The following is a 17,670-nucleotide window of genomic DNA, read 5'->3' as shown; positions in this document are numbered from 1 at the left end:
CTAGATATTATGACATCGATCACGATTAGACATCAGTAGGTGATATTAACATCAAATCGTGATCGACGACTCCTCTATCGCAGACCAGCGCTAGCTAAACCAACGGTTTATTAACTGCCATAGAGCAATGAAGGGAAAGAATAGCCGCAAATACCAGGGCGAAACTTTTCCATTCCAAGGCAGTCCCTGTTTATAGCGTAAGTAGTCTGACCAGCGGCGAACTGCAAACACAATTGGTTCCTTTAATTCCCAAATTTTGCAATAGGGAGCCTTGACTTGATAAGCATCAATGATGGCGTTTACTGCCCGGCGAGCTGCTTCATTAGCCCCTTCCATGGTTGCCAAGTCCGTGTTGGTGCGCACATAGTCTGAGGCCAAGAAAAAGTTGGGAATCTTGGTATGGGCTTCCGGACGCAGCACCCAGGTATTCACCAAGTTAACCAACAAGGGTTCGCCGTTGACGTTGGCGTTAGGGTCGCCAATGCGGCTCTTGTAGAGCAGCCTTTCTCGTCCCAATCGTTCATGAAAGCGCTGGGATAGCTGTGAGGACTCCAGGTGCAGTTTTTCGTTAGGCACCGGCAGCGGAATCGGCCCCACAAATCCCTTTGCCACTAGCGCATTCACCGCCAACCGGGCTTGGCTTTGATCCACATTGAGATATTCAGCAATCTCCTCCAAGTTAACCTCGCGGTTCTGGTGATGAATCCACAAAAATAGATCCTTGAAGAAGTCAGGTAATGCACCATTCAGGACTTCATCGAGTTTGTCAGGATCGGTTGCTAAGTCACAGCAGTTGTGAACGATATCGGGATCCAAAAACCAGCTATGAAGATCCTCATCTTTCAGGAGTGGTTTCCCCTTTTCCTTCAAGGAGCGCTTCATTTGCTCCCACACTTCTTCCTTAATCTCCTCGGGATTGCAAATTTGGGCTGGTTTGGGAATTTTCAGCCCCAACGTACCGTTAATTGCGCCCACTTCATCGGTGTTTGGATTGATGAAGTAACCCCAGTTGGAGGGGATGGCGGAGATGATGCCTCGGACTTGCCCATCGCCAAATTGTTCAACGGGAAACTCTGGCCAAAACTTGGTTTGGGAAATGGACGTTAAGGCCCAAGGGGAATCCACATACAGCACGTGACCATGGGTGACGGGCACATCTCGGTTGAGATAGTACTGAATGCCGTTCATCCAGGCGGTGCTGGTTCCCAGGCGCTTGAGGTTGGCGAAGGTAGGGTCGCCTTGGATCAGGTCATCGGAGATCAGTCCAGCGATAATTTCTGCGGGCAAGGCAGCAATGTAAACATCACCCGTGACAAAGCGATCGACCTTGGTTTCTAGGTCAGTGACGATCGCCCCTGAAATTTTGGTGTTGCCTTGGGCATCCCGTTCCGTTTGGATGGAACGCAGGCGGCTGGAAAAATGATAGTCCACACCCCGGGCCTTGAGGTATTTTAGCCAGGGATCAATCCAAACATCATTGGTCGGGCCATTTAAGACGCGATCGGCGCTGCTGTTGCTGGGATCTACAATGCCCAACAAAAGCTGCAAGAAGATATCGCCCATGGTCTTGGTGCTGGCCAATTCAGCCCGGGAGGCCACCAGCGAAGTGGTCAGGCCGCGGGCCAGTAAATTTTGATAGGCGATCGACTTGTTTTGGGCATCCAAATAATCCCACCAACCAATTTTTTCGTATTCTCCCAGGCGGCGTTCTGGGCAGGAGGTTAGAAGCTGGAAAACTCGCTCCGCAAAGAACTCCAATTCACCCGGTAAGAGGTCAGCGGTTGCTCCTTGCAGCAAAGCCTGAAAAATGAGGATTAGGTCTCCTAGGCTTTGGGGAAAGCGATCGGGCAGGATAATGAGGTTTTTGTGATCCTCATATTGGGCCAATGCTAGCCGAGTTGTGTCCACCAAATTGTCAAAAACCCTACGCAATTTTCCACCCTGAGGAGGCTGGTAAGGAATGCGCTTCATGGTGTCGGTCACATGCCGATAAAAGCTGGGAAAGAAGCGAAACCCATGCTCACCCGGCAAAGGCTGTTTGCCTGGGGCGGCGCTATCTGGCACTTTGATGCTGCGGGCCTTGCCGCCGGCAATGCTTTTGAGTTCATACACTTCAACGGCAAAGCCCCGCTCAATTAACTCGTGGGCGGCGCTCATTCCAGCAATACCACCACCGAGGATGACAACTTTCACCATGCTAAAGCTTCCTTAAGATGCCTAAGAGCCAACAAGTTTGCTTAGTTTGATTTGGATTCCCCTGTTCAGGATTGTTCCCAATCCGATACATAATCATGCCAAACTTCACTTGGGCTGTGATCCCGAATATTTCCCATCTGTGGACTTCAGTCCATTAAATCTATAGTGCTTTCTCTTTCTGGAGATCGCAAGAGAGGATAAGGGGGAATTAATGAAAAAACGGTCGATGATTCAAGACAGTTCGCTTCAGGCTGGAGCACTCTCAAACAGTCATTCAAATACTTTTTCATTAAATGTGAATTTAAAAGGTGATTGAATTTAACTTGATTTTTACCTTGAATTATTGAATGGGCAATTTCTGTAAATTTACGGATCTTTTTGTATCGGCAACTACAAAAAATATGAATTGACGTTGGATCATTGATAGGTTGTTCGATCGCTCTGCTCGATCGAACAACAGTGAAAAAAGGCCCCTGAACTCGTAAAGAAGTAAAAATCGGTGAAATTGAGCGATCGGCTCCCAAGATCATCATTGGGCAGCAAGACCCGAGCAGAAAGTAGGGTGAGCAGTCACATTTCACCCGCACTCATTTCATCGATCCCCCCGCTCTCGATCGGCAATTTTAAGCTCAAAAGCCTTCATCAACAGCAGTTTGGGGACTTGATCCTGGGTCTTGCGCACTGAAATTTTCATTGACCTAAGGGCCAGCGTTTCAGCCATCGAGTCACTTGAGTACCAATAGGGTTATGGCATGATGGGTAGGCCCAATTTCGGTCATGGGTTGCGCCCAAAGCTGCGTTCCAGGCTGGCAACGCCCAAAGCCTGATGCGGCCGCAGGAAGGGCTGTGTCTCGCCTGCGGTTCGAGTAGTCTGGTTTTGTCCTCCCCATGACCTTGGCCGTCATCAGGAATCGCCGCATGGTTAGCCCGCCGACTGCTCCGAACGACAATCCCGACTTTAATCCCGACTTTGGCTCCACCTTCGCCCCGGAAGGGCCCGATCGCCCCAATCGGCGATCGCTCCTGTGGCGGCGAATGGGGGCTTGGGCGGTGGAAGTGGCGCTGATTGCGGCTAGCGGGGGCTTGCCCTTTGCGATCGGACAGGCGGCGCGCACGGCCTTGGAGGGGCCGTCCGTTCCGCTGAATCCGGTGCTGGCCAGTGTTGAGGACGCGGCCGCTAAAACCTTTGCCATCCCGCCACACTTGCGCCCCACGGCCGTGGCTCCAATGACGAATCTCTTTTGGTCTGGGGCGTTGGTGTTGCCGGTGGCGCTGGGCGGCTTACAACTTTTCTTGCTGGCCACCACGGGCAAAACCTCGCCTAAGGCCTGGTTTGGTCTGCAATTGACGGATGAACAAGGGCGCAATCCCGGTTTGGGGCGGGTGTTGTTGCGGGAGGGGGTGGGCCGTTGGGGGCTGCCGCTGGGAACAGCCTATGGCGTGTGGCGGGCCAGTGGAGCCTATCCAGATTTATCGATTTTGCTGGGTTTGGCGGTGGTGGGGCTGGCGGTGGAGTCAGGAGCGGCGCTGTTGGATCCTCAGCGGCGGCCCTGGCGCGATCGCCTGGCCAAGACGAGGGTTGTGGATTTGCGAGACCCGGAAGGCTGGGTAGAGCCGGGGATGGCGGCCATGGAGCCGGGGCCGATCGAACCGGCCACCATGGGCCGATCAATCCTGGTCAATGGTCGATCGGGCAGTGGTTCGCTCACGGAGCGATCGGCAGCGCGGCTGACGCTGAATCATCCCAACGGCCCGGAAACCACGAATTTGATTCTTTCCCCGATCGGGGCCCGGGGGCTGTGGGCTTGGGTGCGCCAAAACCCCGGCACGGCGATTGTGGTGGTGGGATCGCTCGGCTTGGTGCTGGTGGTGGGAACCTTTGCCGCTACTCAAATCTATGCTCAAGATCAGGCCGATCGACGGGCGGCCCAAGCCCAGAAGCAGGAACTGCTGCTGGATTTGGTGGCTAAATATAGCCAAAATGCCCCTGACCAGCGGCGGGGCTCCGTGCTGGCCCTGGGGGCCGTGCAGGATCCAAACCCGGAAATTGTGCTGCTGCTGAATTTGTTGGGTCAAGAGGAATCCCCACAACTCATCGAAGCCCTGCAACAGTCGATCACCAGCGCCGGGCCTGCCGCCTTGCCCTACTTGCAACGGTTAAACCAAACCCTCAAGACCGATGCGGATAGTTTGGCGGCGGGGCCCAACACCGGAGAGGCCACCCGGGCCGCCCTGCGGTTGCGAGCCACCCAACGGGCGATCGCCAAATTGCTGCGGTTGCGATCGGGCGCTGACGGGGCGATCGACCTTAGCCGCGTGGATTTGGGCCAGTCCAATTCGCCCAATGCTCAATTTTCCCTGGTGCTCGATCGGGCTGATCTTTCGGGGCTAAAACTCCGCAGTGCCGTGCTCACCGGGGCCAACCTACGCGGCTCCGTTTTTCGATCAGCCGGGCCTGACGGCCGCTGGAACACCTTTGACGATGCCCTCACCGACCTCTCCGGAGCCGATCTACGCGGAGCCGACCTAACCGGCGCATCCTTAATTACTGGTCAACTGGAGCGCACCAGCCTGGTTGGGGCCGCCCTGAATGGAACCAATCTCACCAGCGCGCGCCTGATTGGAGCCAACCTCAGCCAAGCCAAACTGCTGGGGGCCAACCTGGAAGCAGCCAACCTCGATGGAGCCAGCCTCACGGGGGCCGATCTCGGGGATGCCAAGCTGAACCAAGCCAGCCTGCATGGAGCCAAACTGGGTCAAGCCCGGGCCGTGGGAGCCAGCTTGGCCCAAGCCGATCTCACCGAAGCCAGTTGGCGCGGGGGTGATCTGTCCACCGCTGATTTAAACCGGGCTAACTTGCGGAATGCCGACCTGAGCGCCACCCGCCTAACCGGAGCCAACCTGCAGGGGGCACAACTGCAAAGTGCCCAATTACAAGGCACCGATTTTTCCCAAGCCGATTTACGCGGGGCCCTGTTTGAGGGAGCAAACCTGAAAGGCGCGATCTTTGCCCCAACCAACACAGCCCCGGCCGGCGGGTTTGTGGGGCGCACTGACAGCGAAAAACCCTCAGCCCTGGTGAAGGGTGCAGACTTCAGCCAAGCCAAAAATCTGGATCCCCGTCAGTTAGCCTATCTCTGCACCCAAGGGGCCATTCACCCCCAATGTCCCCAATAGATTGGCAACCATCGCCCTAGGGGTTGAGGGCGTGGGTTTGCCAACCGTCAGGGGTGCGATCGAACTCGGTGCGATTTTGTGGCTCCCCCTTCAGCTCCAGCCAATCCACCCGCTCAGGGATGAGCCACAACAGCACAAAGGTCTCCAGCGGCGCGATCGAATCCGGCGGCGGCGGTGCAAAGGCGGCCGGGTCAACCGTGCGATCGCCCCGAGGATTGGGCCAAGCAAATTGCAATCGGGCCGCATCCGAGAGGTTTTGCCACAGGCGCGATCGCTCGGCCTGTTCCGTGGGATCGGGCGTGGTGGCCACCACCGCCCGCAAGGTTCCGGCAATCCGAAATTGCTCGCGCGTTTTGGGAAAGTACCAACAGGCTTCCGCGCGGGGATTTGCAGTCAATTGCAGCATCTTTTCGCTGCGGCTGTCCGTGATCACCGTGAGCCAATCCGTACGATCGCGAAATCCCCGAAAGACCACCGTTCGGTTCGCGGGACTGCCATCGGGGCGCACCGTGGCCAATTGCAAATAGCGGGCATAGATCAGCGATCGGTTGCGGTGCAAGGCTCGCGACAAGGGCAATCGCCAAGGGGCCAAATCAGAGGATGGGGGCGTTGGGGAGTTTGAGATTGGGGAGTTTGAGATTTCGGGATCTGAGATTTGGGAATCTGAGATCTGGGAATCTGAAGCTGGGATCATGGCCATTGCGACGAGAGGATAGGGGCGATCGGGCGGAATCCTGGGGCGATCGATTGCGATCCCCCTAGGCCACCCCAAGACAGCAGCACCGATCCCATCACCCGCGATCGATCTAACTCATTGCCCACCGCCGAAACCGTCGTTCCCTTAGTGGCGTTGTAGATCGCATAGCGACCATTATTCAGAATGCGATTCTCGCCGGGGCTGAAGGCCGTGCCCAAATCCGGCTGCGCGCGATCGATCATCACCAACCCATCGTTACTGTTGCCTTCAATTTGGTTACGGCGCAGCAGCGGTTGAGCCTGATTAGAAATCACCACCCCATCTCGGTTTTGGGTAATTTGGTTGTCTTGAATCACCGGGCTGGCATTGCCCCCGATCGCCAGGCCAAACCCCGTTGCCTGAAACCGGTTTTCGCGCACAATCCCCCCCGCATCACGGGTGATGGACAGGCCATTGCCGCCGTTGTTTTGGAACCAATTTCGCAAAATTTGCGGTTGAGCCCGCCCCGTCACGAAAATGCCGTCGCGATGGTTGTTCAAAAGGCGGTTGTTGGCAATCACGGGCGTGGCTCCGTCGCTTTCCACCCAAATGCCCGTACCACGCGGCACAGGATTACTGACCGTGACCCCCAACACCGACCCGCTCCCCGTCAGGGCGATCGCCACGGCCTGTTGAGAAAAACTGCGACTGCTGAAGCCGCCGGCCCCTTGAATGACCACCGCTTGGCCCTGGCCGTTCAGATCGCCGCTGAGGGTCACCCCATCGGGCACACGCAGGGGAAACTGCTCGCCTAATTCCGCACTGTAGCGGCCCGGAGCCAGACGAATGGTGACCCCATTGCTGTATTGGCTGGCATGGTCAAGGGCGCTGGTGATGGTGCGGAAGCTGCCGCGGCCCGATCGCGCGGCCGCATCATTACCTTGGGGATCCACCGTTAACACCACGCTGGAACGGGCAGGCGGCTGAAACGGCCCGCCTACTGTCCCGATCGCCCCGACCAACAGCCCCAACCCGATCGCCCGAACAGCCCGACCCGACCAGCAACGGGAAAAATGGCGCAATGGCAGACCCATGAGATCACGCTCTGATCAAAACTAGGCTGCATTTTAAGCTGAATTGCGGGGCGATCAAGCCGGTCAGCCCAGTGGATGCGGTAGGATGGCAACACCAACTTTGTTGCAATTCCGTTACAAAATCTCGCCTCGATCGCTCGATTTAACGGCCCTTCAAACCCTGCCCTGCAAACCATGATTTACAGCAATCCCCACAGCACGCAATTCGTTCTGGTTACCCTGTTCTTTGCCCTAGCTTTCGGGCAAATTTTTAAGAACATGCTGGAATTTCAGGTGAACCGCTGGTATGAAAACCGCCGCACCCAGCCCACCGTGGAATATAAAAAGCCCCAAATGCGCATCGCCTACTTGGGTTTGGCGGTGTTCACCTTTTTGTGCATGGGCGAAAGCTTGAAGGTTTTGGGATTTTTCACCCTGTTGGCCTATGGGGTGAGCCTGTTGGTGGTGGTTCCCACGGCGATTTTCATTTGGCTGCAAATGGGATCGATGTTTAGCCTGATGGTAAAGGGAGGTTCCGCCGCGATCGACATTGAATCGAATTATGGTCTGTCGGCAGAACAGATCAAGATGAAGAATCAATAGCTTGAATTTAGGCCGCCCGATCGATTCGATCGCTCGATTGCGGCCAAAATTCTGCGGGTCTTGATTTCAATCCCCCCATCGATCAAGATTTGCTCTAATCAGATTCCCGCGCACCGAATCAAAGAGCGCAAGCTCCATCAAAAAAGTACAAACAAAAAGCACAGAAGCGCAAAACAAACCGATGAGTAAAAAGTGGACTTGGTACATCAAAGCCCAAGCGGGTGTCTTGCTGTTTCCCTTGGGTCTTTGTTTATTTGGGGAAGCGGTAACGCGCCGCATTAACGGTGATTCTTGGTTTTGGTGGGGCACGATCGCCCTAGCGGTGATTAATGCCGGTGTGGGGTTGATGATTGAAAGCGGCCTGATTGGTGGCTTTCCCCGCGACCAAAAACCCAATGAATAAATGAATAATTGGGGTCAAACCAATCAAAATCATCTGTGATCCCGCCATTGAATCAAAATCATCTGTGATCACGCCATTGGATGATCCAGACATTTGCCCCTTAAGCCAACCATTGACCGATCGAGGCGATCGCGCTGATCGGGCGATCGCCCACGGAAATTGACCCGATTGATCGAACGGGTCGATCAATCGGCTAGCGGGTTGATCAAGTTGATCAACGGCCTATTGCACCCAGCCGATCGCCCCAGACAGGTCAGCCCCACGGGTCACGGCCCCGTCTAAGGCGGCTCCGGTGAAATTGGTGTTGCGGGTCACGATGCTTCGCAAGTCTGCCTGAACCAGGTAGGCGCGATCGAGCCGAGCATCGGTGAGCACAGCCCCTTGCATCACGGCCCCGCCCATCTTGGCCTGTTGCAGATTTGTGCCAATCAGGCGAGCTTGCCGAAACACAGCCAAGCTGAGACCCGCCCGCTGAAGATTTGCCTTGCTGAGGTCGGCTTGGGTGAAGTCGGCTCCCGTGGCGATCGCGCTGCGGAGGTTCGTTTCCAAAAACCGCGCCCCCGCCGCCTTCACGCTGCTGAGGTTGGCTTCTTCCAAGTTGGTTTGCCGCAGGCCCGCCCCCAACAACAGCGCATTGGCGAAGTTGGCTTGAAACCCGTCCGCGCCGCCCAGCTTGGCTTGGGAGAGATTGGCCCCTTCAAAATTAGCCATCACCAGGTTTGCCCCCAGCAGGGTGGCTCCCGTCAGGCTCGATCGCACCAACTTGCTCGATCGCAACTGAGCATCGGACAAATCCGCCCCATCCAACTGGGCAAACCGCAGATCGGCCCCCTGCAAGTTCGCTTCCTTCAGGCGACTGGCAACCAACAGGCTCTGCACCAAACTGGCGCGGGTCAGGGTGGCCCCTCGAAAATTCGCTTCTCGCAGGCGGGTCTTGTCCAACACCGCTTCCGTAAGGTTAGCCCGCTGGAACTTGGCCCCACGCATCCGCGCATCGGTCAGGGTGGCCCCGCTCAAATCCGCATCCCGAAACTGGGCTTCTTGACCGGCAATGCCATCGAGCCGGGCCCCGCGCAGGTTAGCCCCGTTCAAAACCGCTGCCGTCAGTGTGGCCCGCTGTAAGTCAACGCCCCGCAAGTCCAAGCCGCTCAGATCAACCCCAGACAGGTCGCACTCAACGCAGGCACGGGTGGTTTGCAACCGTTGCAGGGGGGTGAGCTGGTTGCTGGGGGCCGCCGCCAAGGGCTGGGCCCCCAAGCCCAAACCCAGCCCGATCGCCCCAAAAATCAGGCCCGATCGCCCGAGGCTATTTGCCGCCGTAGTAAAACGCAATTTCCTTCTCCTTGAGCGGGGTCAGGTCAGCATCCAGCAACATTTGATTTAATTCCGCTTGGGCAAAGTGCTTAGCCCCAATCCGCACAATTCGCGATCGCATGGTGTTGGTCACGCCGCTGCGTTGGCGCTGGGCTTCAATGGCCATCACCTTGCGATAGAGTTCCAGACGCGCGGCCGGGATCGGCGTTCCGTCAAAGTCAATCCCCTGCTCGATCGCCACATCGATCGCGTCTGCTCCAGTCGTTTGCGCCATGGTTTGACTAAATCCTTTTGATTGAATCCTGGGGAATGAAAATGCAGTGGCCAATGAATGCGATCGCCACCGCCATCGCAAAGTGAAATTGCAAAGGGCAATCGCAAAATACCATCGCAAAATGCCATCGCAAAAAACGCAATAGCAATAGGATGACATCAACCGCGATCGAACCGCTCACCCTTCTTGGGCGAAATTGCATCGGGTCTAGCTGCTGGCGACCTCGGCCACCAACCGCTCCCAAGCTGCCACCGGATCCGCTGCCGCCGTCACCGGTCGGCCCACCACCAGATAACTGGCTCCGGCCGCGAAAGCCTCAGCAGGCGTGAGGGTGCGTTGTTGATCACCGGATGCAGCCCAAGCCGGCCGCACCCCAGGACAAACCAACAGAAAATCCGCGCCACAGTGCGATCGCAAGGTCGTTGCTTCCTGGGGAGAGCAAACGGCCCCCGCCAAGCCAGCCATTTTCGCCAACTGCGCCAAATGGGCGGTGTAGTCAGCCACGCTTGCAGACACCTGCAAATCGGCCGCCAAGCGATCGGGGCCAATGCTGGTGAGCAGGGTCACGGCAATCAGTTGGGGCGGCGTAACGCCCGCTTCGGTGGCCCCTGCGATCGCCGCCGATTGGGCTGCTTCCAAGGCCGTCAGCCCCGCAGACCCATGCACCGTCAACAAATCCACGCCATAGCGCCCCACGGCCCGGGCCGCCCCAGCCATGGTGTTAGGAATGTCATGGAGCTTCAGATCCAGGAAAATCCGCTTTTGTCGTTGCTTCAGTTCCTGCACGATCGCAGGACCCGCGCTGATGAACAGCTCCAAACCCACTTTCCAGAACGACACCTCCGGCAAGCGATCGACCCAAGCGATCGCCGCCTCATAGGTAGACACATCTAGCGCCACAATTACTCGATCGCCACTCACGGTTTTGTCCTCGATCGGCCCCATGGGCCCAAAAAGCAAAAACAGGATAACGCTTTGACTGCGTATCCTGTTGCTGCGGCTCTGAGGCCAGATTTCAAACGAGAGCGAAAAAGCCGAAGCCTGAGCGTCAGCCCGCGAGCTGAGTCAGAAATCAGCACTCATATGAGTGATTCGCTAAGGGTCGAGCGCCCCAAATCATGAATCTTCAGGTGATCAGTCTTGGGATTTTGAATGGGGGTTCGGCTGTCAAAATTTTGCTAGATGACCGAGAAGCGCTATGGCTTAGTCGTCGTAGAGACGGCACTCAGCCGCATCTGGGTTGTCATCGCAATACCTTTCAAAGGAATTCTTTTCAGGATGCCCTTCTTTTTGATGCGATGCTTCGGCTTGCAGTTCTTCCAGTGCATCCCAAGCAGCCGCACATTCAGGCGAATGAACTCCATTCACACTGCACGCTTCGCGTGCAGCCTGCCGTTCTTCTTCGATTTGTTCGTGGATGTTGGTGTTGTCAGACACTTGACGATGGCCCTCCCAATAAAAGCCGAGTCCGTCCGAATAGTTTGGCAAAAATATTCGCGATCGCGCCGCGAGTTTGCCAGAAAGTTTCGATCGGCTCTGGTGTCGTCGTTGGAACGACTCGATCGAGTCTTGGCGAAATGCCAAGGGTTAGGTTTGTTGCAACAGGGGCCCATCAGCCAGCACAACCGAGCGTTAAGCCTGCACAGCAAACGCAGCGCAGATTCGGTGGACAAGCCTCAAGGGTGTAGAGGACGAGTCTGGAACCGGGTAAGGTTCTCAGTCCCAAGGCTCACTCCCAATTCCATTGCCACTTGAGCCAAGCTAGGACGATCGCCTCGTGCAGTGTTTTGTGCTGCGTTGGTGTGTCTCTAGGGTGTTTGCCAAGCAGGTTGCTGACCTTCCTCTACTGTACCCTGACCTGCCCTGACAATCTAGCGAAGAATTGTGGGAAAACCGTACTGCACAACCCTGAAAACGACGGCTAGCCTTGCCTTGCAGCCCTTGGGAGTGATTGCTCACCCTTGGTCTTTTGCAATGAGTCGCAATCAACCGAAATGCTATAGATTACGGGGATCACACCTAATTGGTCTAATCTGCCCAATTTGTCTAAGTTATTTATATTTAACTGGCCTGATTTGTTTATTGATTTGTTTATATTTAACTGGCCTGATTTGGTTAACTGGCCTGATTTGGCTGAGTCCCGTCTGAGCTGGCCTCGGGCGATCGGGGCAAGGCGTGGCGCTTTAAGGCCTCTAGGGGCACAATTCGCAGGGCCGCCTCATGGGTTGCTTGCAAATCCACAGGCGGAGCGGCCCCGGCGGCCACGGACTCTAGCCACCGACTGGCGCATAAACACCACCGATCGCCTGGTTTCAGTCCCGGAAAATCAGCCCAAGGTAGCGGAGTGCTCAGATCATTGCCACGCGATCGGGTGAATTCCAAAAATGCCGCCGTCACCTGGGCACAAACCGTATGGGATCCCCGATCGAGCGGCCCCGTTTCGCAACAGCCCGTGCGATAGAACCCCGTGATCGGATTTTGGCTACAAAGCGCCAGCGGCCCGCCCAAAACGTTTTTAGGTCCCTTATTAGTGCCTTGTGATGGATCCGTTTGATCGCTAGCGCTGAAGGGTTGCTGGTTTGGCTCTGCCCCTGGTTTCGGTTCCTGCTCGGGTTTGCGTCCGGTATTTTCGGTATTCATTTCAGGAGTAATTGCAGGATCTGCGCCCATACCCATATCGGTATTCAGGTTAAAGAAACAGCCCGCGCCCGGCGTACCGTTCCTCCGCCCAGGGTTCACCGCGCTTGTGGTAACCGTTGCGTTCCCAAAATCCCAGGGCCTCATGATCTAAAAATTCCAAGCCCTTCAGCCACTTGCCGCTTTTCCAAGCATACAAATGGGGAACCACCAACCGCAGCGGTCCGCCATGATCCGGAGGCAAAGGTTCGCCAAACAACGTGTGCGCAAAGAAGTTTTCCTCGCGCAGGAAATCCTCGATCGCCAAATTAGTGGTGTAGTCCCCATAGCAGTGCTGCATCACATGCACAGCCTTCGGATCCAGATCGATCGCCCGCATAAAGTCCGTCACCTTCACGCCGCGCCACTGCACATCCAGCTTGGACCAGCGGGTAACGCAGTGAAAATCTGCCGTGAAGTCCGACTGGGGCATGGCCATCAGGTCATCCCAACGAAGTTTGACCGGCTGGGCACAACCCCAAACCTCCAGTTCCCAATCCTCTAGGCGAATTTCCGGTGTATCACCATAGGTCAGCACCGGAAACCCCGTCGCTAAGTATTGGCCCGGTGGCACGCGATCGCCCTGATTGGGTTCTGGTTTTTGGAAAAACTTGCCTAGCATAGTCGCAGCACCGGGTAGACACCTATTGGGAAAACACTTGCTTTAGTTTGCTGGCTCTGATTGTCTGGCTTTAATTTTTTGCCTTAGTAGTCTTGTGGTAGCGTTCTTGTTTTGATTTTAAAGCGCTCTCTCAGAACTTCCAATTTCGATCTGGCTCGATATCGCCTGGGTTAACCCTGAACAGCCCTGAACAGATAAAAATCTAGCAATTCAGGATCACAAGCCGATCAGTCAATAATTTCGATAAAATAATTTCGATAACTATATAAATCTATATAAATAATGAATCAATTACTTGACGAATGATTTGTTTAGTACCCGTGTTGACCCAAACTCGGGTCACTGGGCTAGACAAAATAGGCGGGGCGATCGAGGGCGGTGGTGGCGCACTTGCAGAGAGCGACATCAACCGCCGCAAGATGACTTATTCTTCGGTTTCGTCTTCGGTTTCTTTGGTGGGGAAGACAAAATTCGATCGACCGGTCAGGATCGACTTGCCCAGGGACAGGGCTTGCTGAGCACGCAAATTGGCTTTGCGCTTCCAAGTGGCACGGCGTTGATCGCGCTTGCCGTTGGAGGTTTTCTTCTTAGGGACTGCCATACGATCAGGTGTCGTGTCGCGACAAACAGACAACCTTGCAATCTTAGATCAGTCAGAGCGCGATCGCTAGCACTGTTTATCCAGTGGTTCTCAATTCGCCCAATCTTGACCGATCGCGACTGGATTTTTCAGGGAAGTTGAGACGGATTGCACGGCCCATTCCGTCGGTTCTCGTCCCAGCGCTTCCCTGCACTTCCCTAAAATGGGGGCATTCGGGCGTTCGGGCATCAGCCCACCGCCACTTAACCGAAGCGCATTTTTAGAGCATTGATCTCCAATTGATCTCCTTGATCTTCTTGATCTCCAAAATTGATCTCCAAAATTGATCTCCAACCGTTGCCATGATTGATTTTCTACCGGCTTTTCAAACATTTTTCGAGCATTGCGTGGGCGACTGGACAACGGAGCGCACCTATCACTACCTCAGCCATCAAGCTGTGGAGCGATCGCACACGGAGTTTCAAATTCGCCCCATTACCCTCGACCAAAAGGCCAAAGTTTTAGCGGATAACGCCTTTCCCGATCGCCCTGATTTAGTCGAGATGCCGGGCTATCACCTAGATTTTCAAACGGTTTTGGAGCATGGGGAACGGGTGGCCCATGGCTTGAATTTTTTGTTTGTGCCCGATGGCGCAGGGAATGGAGTGCTCACGGGGAGCTATCTGCGCGATCGCGCCTACGAGGAAGCTAAACCAATGGTGGCCCAATTTCACTTCACCATCGCCACTCGGGAATTGATGATGACAACCCACTATCAACGGGTGGTGTCCGTGGATTCGATCACCCTGGTGAATCCTGCCCTTCGCTTGCGGCGGATTTTGAACTACCATCGCCCCGCCGCAGAGGATGCGCCGTTGGATCAAATTGCGCTGGCGGGGTTTGGTGTTGAACAGAAGATCAATTAGCCTAGAACCGTTGCGCCGGGTTCAACGGCTGGCAAGCAATCTGGACGAGACTGGGGCTGTGAGGGGCGATCGAAACAACAATGGCGAATTTTCGAGTGTGGCTCGTTTTGGTGGTTGGTTTCTTTCTGGCGGCGGAACTGTGGCAGTTGCTCCGAGCAGTGACGTTGCCCACTCCCCTGCTGTGGGTGGGGGGCTTGGTTCTGGCCACCGCTTCCAATTGGCATCATCGGGCGGGCTGGCCCTTCAAGTGGCTAGATCAGTGGGCAGCGTTTTCCCATGCCCAGTCCCAAGGGCCCGTTGCTCAACCGTTTCACGCGCCAGGTTCAGAGGTGCGATCGCCTGATCGTCGTTGAAATTAATCACTGAAATTCACTGTTGAAATTAATCACTGAAACCAACCTTGAGAGAAAAGGGCCGCTGTGGGTCTCAGTCGAAATGGGGAAAACTTGGCCGGTTACCCTGATCCGCTGTTCCTGAACTGTGGCTGATCGAGCACCAGCATCCCAAGTGCTTGGTGCAACTCTCCGGTGGCCAACGGAATCGCCAGGGCAGCGCAAGCCGCCTGTAGCCCTGAGTTATGGGCTTCCAAGTCAAAAGTCTGGGCGTCGATCGGCCCCGATCGCGCCGGCCATTGGCCCGTTTCCCAACCCTGTTGGCAATCGGCAGCACAGGTGGAATAGTGCGATCGGCAAGTGGCCGGCCGCACCGGATAGATTCCGCAAGTGCCATCGGGTTCCAAAAAAGCACAGGGAATTTTGTGACCCAGCCGATCGCCCGGGTTAATCAACTCAAGCTGCCCTAAGGTTTGCGCCAACCGCTCCAGCATCAGCCGCCGCTGAGCCATCGGCAGCTCGGCGATCCAATCGGCAATCACCTGGGCTTCGATCCCCGCGATCGGCACGTTCAGATAGCAGCACCAATCACAACCCCGATCACAGGCCACAAGACAATCGGCCCGCTCCAGGCGCTCTGCAATCGCCCGGTCGCCCGCAGCCCAAAGTTCCCGCTGCAAGCACAACAAACCAGGCCACCCCCCCACCGACCACCGATCGATCGCGGTCTGTTCCATCTCTTGGGCTAATTGCTGCACCCGTTGCAAGCGTTCTAGGGGGGCCCTGGGGTCAAGCTCTGCCATATTTTTTCGCCTCGCCCGCAAAAATACAAAGACCCCCGACTAGCGAGGGTCTCTGTTAAGGGCGATCGGGTCATCCCGCAGGACAAACCCGATCAAATTGCCAATCGCTCGATCGATTAGTCGAGGTCGGGCATCGCCAGCGCGGGTTCGCTCTCGCGGTTGATCCCCTTCTCGAAGCCCGCTTCAGCCGCGCGAGCGCGACCAGCGTGCCACAGGTGACCCACCAGGAAGAAGAACGCCAACACAAAGTGCGACGTAGCCAACCAAGCGCGGGGCGACACGTAGTTAAACGAGTTAATTTCGGTCGCCACACCGCCCACAGAGTTCAACGAACCCAGAGGAGCGTGCGTCATGTACTCAGCCGCGCGGCGAGCTTGCCAGGGCTGAATGTCATTCTTGATCTTGTTCAGATCCAAACCGTTGGGGCCGCGCAGGGGTTCCAGCCAAGGGCCTTGGAAGTCCCAGAAACGCATCGTTTCACCACCGAAGATGATTTCACCCGAAGGCGAACGCATCAGATATTTACCCAGACCCGTGGGGCCTTGAGCCGAACCCACGTTCGCACCCAAGCGTTGGTCACGGATCAAGAAAGTCAGCGCTTGAGCCTGCGATGCTTCAGGGCCGGTGGGGCCAAAGAACTCGCTCGGATAAGCGGTGTTGTTGTACCACACCATCGTCGAGGCAATAAAGCCCATCAACGACAGAGCGCCCAAGCTGTAGGACAGGTAAGCTTCACCAGACCAGATGAACGCACGACGCGCCCAAGCAAAAGGCTTGGTCAGGATGTGCCAGATACCACCGGCAATGCAGGTCAGACCCACCCAAATGTGGCCGCCGATGATGTCTTCCATGTTGTTCACGGAGACAATCCAGCCTTCGCCGCCAAAGGGAGCCTTGGTCAGATAGCCAAAGATCCGAGCCGGGTTCAGCGTCGGGTTAGTGATCACGCGCACGTCACCGCCACCGGGAGCCCAGGTGTCGTAAACGCCGCCAAAGAACATGGCCTTAAACACCAGCAGCAACGCACCGCAACCCAGCAGGATCAGGTGATAGCCGATGATGTTGGTCATTTGGTTCTTGTCCTTCCAGTCGTAACCGAAGAAGGACGAGTACTCTTCGAGGGTTTCGGGGCCGCGGATGGCGTGGTAAATCCCACCCAAACCGAGCACCGCCGACGAAATCAAGTGCAGCACGCCCGTCACGAAGTAGGGGAAGGTATCCACCACTTCGCCGCCGGGACCCACACCCAAGCCCAACGTGGCCAGGTGAGGCAGCAGGATGAAGCCCTGCTCATACATGGGCTTTTCGGGGATGAAGTGCGACAGTTCAAACAACGTCATCGCACCGGCCCAGAACACAATCAAGCCAGCGTGGGCCACGTGAGCACCCAGCAGCTTTCCGGACAGGTTAATCAGACGGGCGTTACCCGACCACCAGGCAAACCCGGTGGAATCTTGGTCACGGCCGCCCACGACCATTGCAGTATTAAAGGGCGTTTCCACGGGGCAGGACCTCTTCGGGGAAGATGAAGTTTTCGTGGGGTTGGTCTTGCGGAGCCATCCAAGCTCGGATGCCTTCGTTCAACAGGATGTTCTTCGTGTAGAACGTTTCGAATTCGGGGTCTTCAGCCGCCCGCAGCTCTTGCGACACGAAGTCGTACGCTCGCAGGTTCAAGCCCAATCCCACAATCCCGATCGAGCTGGTCCACAATCCCATCACGGGCACGAACAGCATGAAGAAGTGCAGCCAACGCTTGTTCGAGAACGCAATCCCGAAGATTTGCGACCAGAATCGGTTCGCCGTCACCATCGAGTAGGTTTCTTCGGCTTGGGTCGGCTCAAATGCGCCAAAGGTGTTCGCCTTTTCGCCATCTTGGAACAGGGTGTTCTCTACCGTCGCACCGTGAATGGCGCACAGCAAAGCACCGCCCAGAATCCCGGCGACACCCATCATGTGGAACGGATTCAGCGTCCAGTTGTGGAACCCTTGCAGGAACAGCAGGAACCGGAAGATCG

The 17,670-nt window shown here is 56.0% G+C and carries 17 protein-coding genes and 1 pseudogene; 5 read left to right on the top strand and 13 right to left on the bottom strand.

Annotated features, from left to right (window positions below; all coding sequences use genetic code 11):
- Positions 1 to 90: 90 nt before the first annotated feature.
- The gene (locus tag VPK24_RS01075; RefSeq protein WP_393009944.1) at positions 91 to 2,196 is read right to left on the bottom strand and encodes a hydroxysqualene dehydroxylase; all 2,106 of its coding nucleotides are present in this window, start codon (positions 2,194 to 2,196) and stop codon (positions 91 to 93) included.
- Positions 2,197 to 3,114: 918 nt separating this feature from the next.
- Here VPK24_RS01075 and VPK24_RS01070 point away from each other — a divergent pair.
- Positions 3,115 to 5,373, top strand: coding sequence for a pentapeptide repeat-containing protein (locus VPK24_RS01070; RefSeq protein ID WP_393009942.1), 2,259 nt, complete (start codon positions 3,115 to 3,117; stop codon positions 5,371 to 5,373).
- Between the two features lie 16 nt (positions 5,374 to 5,389).
- Here VPK24_RS01070 and VPK24_RS01065 read toward each other — a convergent pair whose 3' ends face one another.
- Positions 5,390 to 5,965: an Npun_F5749 family FMN-dependent PPOX-type flavoprotein gene (locus tag VPK24_RS01065; RefSeq protein WP_393009940.1), complete on the bottom strand. Its 576-nt coding sequence runs from the start codon at positions 5,963 to 5,965 to the stop codon at positions 5,390 to 5,392.
- A 98-nt stretch (positions 5,966 to 6,063) separates the two neighbouring features.
- Positions 6,064 to 7,143, bottom strand: coding sequence for a DUF1565 domain-containing protein (locus VPK24_RS01060; protein WP_393009938.1), 1,080 nt, complete (start codon positions 7,141 to 7,143; stop codon positions 6,064 to 6,066).
- Between the two features lie 174 nt (positions 7,144 to 7,317).
- On the opposite strand from VPK24_RS01060, the gene VPK24_RS01055 reads away from it, so the two are divergent.
- Together VPK24_RS01055 and VPK24_RS01050 are read left to right on the top strand one after the other, a co-directional pair.
- Positions 7,318 to 7,725, top strand: coding sequence for a hypothetical protein (locus VPK24_RS01055; RefSeq protein ID WP_099532608.1), 408 nt, complete (start codon positions 7,318 to 7,320; stop codon positions 7,723 to 7,725).
- Between the two features lie 181 nt (positions 7,726 to 7,906).
- The gene (locus tag VPK24_RS01050; RefSeq protein WP_099532610.1) at positions 7,907 to 8,128 is read left to right on the top strand and encodes a hypothetical protein; all 222 of its coding nucleotides are present in this window, start codon (positions 7,907 to 7,909) and stop codon (positions 8,126 to 8,128) included.
- Positions 8,129 to 8,350: 222 nt separating this feature from the next.
- Here the strand turns inward: VPK24_RS01050 and VPK24_RS01045 are convergent, their stop codons facing one another.
- The 7 genes from VPK24_RS01045 to rpmF form a co-directional block, all read right to left on the bottom strand.
- Positions 8,351 to 9,460: a pentapeptide repeat-containing protein gene (locus tag VPK24_RS01045; RefSeq protein WP_393009936.1), complete on the bottom strand. Its 1,110-nt coding sequence runs from the start codon at positions 9,458 to 9,460 to the stop codon at positions 8,351 to 8,353.
- Positions 9,435 to 9,716 carry a small RNA NsiR4-regulated ssr1528 family protein gene (locus VPK24_RS01040; protein ID WP_099532613.1) on the bottom strand — a complete coding sequence of 94 codons (282 nt, stop codon included), beginning with the start codon at positions 9,714 to 9,716 and terminating at the stop codon, positions 9,435 to 9,437. Before VPK24_RS01040 ends, VPK24_RS01045 begins: the two co-directional genes overlap by 26 nt.
- Positions 9,717 to 9,923: 207 nt before the next feature.
- Entirely contained in the window at positions 9,924 to 10,661 is a 738-nt protein-coding gene (gene pyrF, locus VPK24_RS01035) for an orotidine-5'-phosphate decarboxylase (RefSeq protein WP_393009933.1), read from the bottom strand.
- Between the two features lie 258 nt (positions 10,662 to 10,919).
- Positions 10,920 to 11,153, bottom strand: coding sequence for a Calvin cycle protein CP12 (locus VPK24_RS01030; RefSeq protein ID WP_393009931.1), 234 nt, complete (start codon positions 11,151 to 11,153; stop codon positions 10,920 to 10,922).
- A 678-nt stretch (positions 11,154 to 11,831) separates the two neighbouring features.
- Positions 11,832 to 12,224, bottom strand: a complete 393-nt coding sequence (locus VPK24_RS01025) for a DUF2237 family protein (protein ID WP_393010126.1) — start codon at positions 12,222 to 12,224, stop codon at positions 11,832 to 11,834.
- A gap of 181 nt (positions 12,225 to 12,405) precedes the next feature.
- A complete protein-coding gene (locus VPK24_RS01020) occupies positions 12,406 to 13,014 on the bottom strand; it encodes a sulfite oxidase-like oxidoreductase (protein ID WP_393009929.1) in 609 nt (202 codons plus the stop codon).
- 424 nt (positions 13,015 to 13,438) lie between these two features.
- Positions 13,439 to 13,615 carry a 50S ribosomal protein L32 gene (gene rpmF, locus VPK24_RS01015; protein WP_099532616.1) on the bottom strand — a complete coding sequence of 59 codons (177 nt, stop codon included), beginning with the start codon at positions 13,613 to 13,615 and terminating at the stop codon, positions 13,439 to 13,441.
- A gap of 341 nt (positions 13,616 to 13,956) precedes the next feature.
- Here rpmF and VPK24_RS01010 point away from each other — a divergent pair, with 341 nt between their 5' ends.
- A complete protein-coding gene (locus VPK24_RS01010; protein ID WP_393009927.1) occupies positions 13,957 to 14,520 on the top strand; it encodes a phycobiliprotein lyase in 564 nt (187 codons plus the stop codon).
- 80 nt (positions 14,521 to 14,600) lie between these two features.
- Positions 14,601 to 14,873 carry a hypothetical protein gene (locus tag VPK24_RS01005; RefSeq protein ID WP_393009925.1) on the top strand — a complete coding sequence of 91 codons (273 nt, stop codon included), beginning with the start codon at positions 14,601 to 14,603 and terminating at the stop codon, positions 14,871 to 14,873.
- A gap of 101 nt (positions 14,874 to 14,974) precedes the next feature.
- Here the strand turns inward: VPK24_RS01005 and VPK24_RS01000 are convergent, their stop codons facing one another.
- From VPK24_RS01000 to VPK24_RS00990, 3 genes and pseudogenes are all read right to left on the bottom strand, one after another.
- Positions 14,975 to 15,655, bottom strand: coding sequence for a YkgJ family cysteine cluster protein (locus tag VPK24_RS01000; protein ID WP_393009923.1), 681 nt, complete (start codon positions 15,653 to 15,655; stop codon positions 14,975 to 14,977).
- 116 nt (positions 15,656 to 15,771) lie between these two features.
- Positions 15,772 to 17,133, bottom strand: coding sequence for a photosystem II reaction center protein CP43 (gene psbC / locus VPK24_RS00995; RefSeq protein WP_099532620.1), 1,362 nt, complete (start codon positions 17,131 to 17,133; stop codon positions 15,772 to 15,774).
- 7 nt (positions 17,134 to 17,140) lie between these two features.
- A pseudogene (locus VPK24_RS00990) lies at positions 17,141 to 17,670 on the bottom strand (photosystem II D2 protein (photosystem q(a) protein)); the annotation flags it as partial.

This window comes from Limnothrix redekei LRLZ20PSL1 (assembly GCF_043235035.1).
GTDB lineage: Bacteria > Cyanobacteriota > Cyanobacteriia > CACIAM-69d > CACIAM-69d > CACIAM-69d.
Note: the sequence above shows the minus strand (reverse complement) of the source record. Positions and strands in the feature narration are given on the sequence as shown.